Here is a 1,373-nt window from a genome sequence, read left to right on the forward strand (position 1 = left end):
GTCCGGCGTCGGCCACACCCCTTCCCGCTGCCGGACGGCGGGGCCGGGCTACCGGTCTTCTAGCGGGACGTCCGGAGGAGGACCACGTCGTCGTGCTCCAGCCCGCCCACCACGTAGGTTCGCTTGCCGATCACCTCGAAGCCGTGCTTCCGGTAGAAGGCCTGGGCGCGCAGGTTCTGCGCGTTCGTGGCCAGCCAGTAGGGCAGGCCGGGGCCGAGCTCGTCCGCTGTCTCGGAGGCCGCGCGCATGAGCGCCCCGGAGACGACGCCGCCCTGCACGTCGGGCAGCACGTAGATCTTGGACAGCTCGACGTAGGGGGCAGGACGCCCGCTCGCCTCCCGAACGGTCGCGGCTTCGGCCGCACCGTCAGGGGTGCCGACGATGACGAGCGCGTAGCCGAGCAGACGCACGCCGTCGTCGTACACGAACAGCGCGTGCCGGTCGCTGGTCGCCCACTCACGAAACCGCGCGGGGTTCAGCTTCTGCGCGATGTGTGCCGCCATCTCGGGGCGCGAGGCCTCGGGCGGGCACGCCAGAGGGAAGGTCAGGGCGGCAAGCCACGCGACCTCGGCCGCGTCGTCGGCGGTAGCCCGGCGTACGACGCCGGACGTGGTGGCCGGCTGTGCTGCGGCGGGCTCGGTGGGCTTCGTGGGGCCGGAGGACGCGGCGCGGGACTCGGATGTCACCGTCCGAACGTAGTACGAGGCGGGCAGCGGCGATCAGGAGGCCCGAACAGGAAAATGCCGGTGCGGGACAGGGAAACGAGGGGTGGGTCAGCCGCCGTCGGGAGGCGCGGGAGGTTGGCCCACGTGTCCCCCGTCACAAGCCTCGCACCAGGGGGCGTCATGGTCTGTTCAAAACAGCTTCTGACCTGCGGAAACGGGGTGTGCCGCAGGCCACTCCGAGCGAAGTGGCGTCCACGGGGGATCGTGTGTAATGTTCTCCAGGTCAGCCCGACGGGCAGACGGACACCGACCGGAAACGGACGGGTGGCCGCGCCGGGGTTGAAACCCACATCGCAGGACCGGGAAGCTTCGTGTTCCCCGGAACAGGATGTGGCGCCATATTCAGCAGGCAGATGCAATTCCTTCGTTTCTGAGAGACGGAAGCGAATTTGATCGGCTGAAAGAATGTGGTAGGTTATGAAACTCGGAAGTACTTCGGATGGTCGAAGAATTCTCCCGGCTGAGAGGCTGGCGGGGATTTGGAAAAGTCCGAAACAGCCTGGTAAGTTACAGGCACTGCCCCGGACAGGGAAGTGATCGGAAAGATTGCGGATCTGACGGTGTGCGTCGGTTGTTTGAGAACTCAACAGTGTGCTTGATAGTCAATGCCAATGTTTTAACCCCTGTGCGGGTGTGGCCTTGCTGACC

1 protein-coding gene is annotated in these 1,373 nt (G+C 66.3%); it reads right to left on the bottom strand.

The genetic code is table 11. The features are described from left to right. Positions 1–59: 59 nt before the first annotated feature. Positions 60–686, bottom strand: coding sequence for a GNAT family N-acetyltransferase (locus tag ACFWE2_RS25370; RefSeq protein ID WP_377226976.1), 627 nt, complete (start codon positions 684–686; stop codon positions 60–62). Positions 687–1,373: the final 687 nt, after the last annotated feature.

Origin of the sequence: Promicromonospora sp. NPDC060271 (assembly GCF_042726755.1) — a bacterium.
Lineage (GTDB): Bacteria > Actinomycetota > Actinomycetes > Actinomycetales > Cellulomonadaceae > Promicromonospora.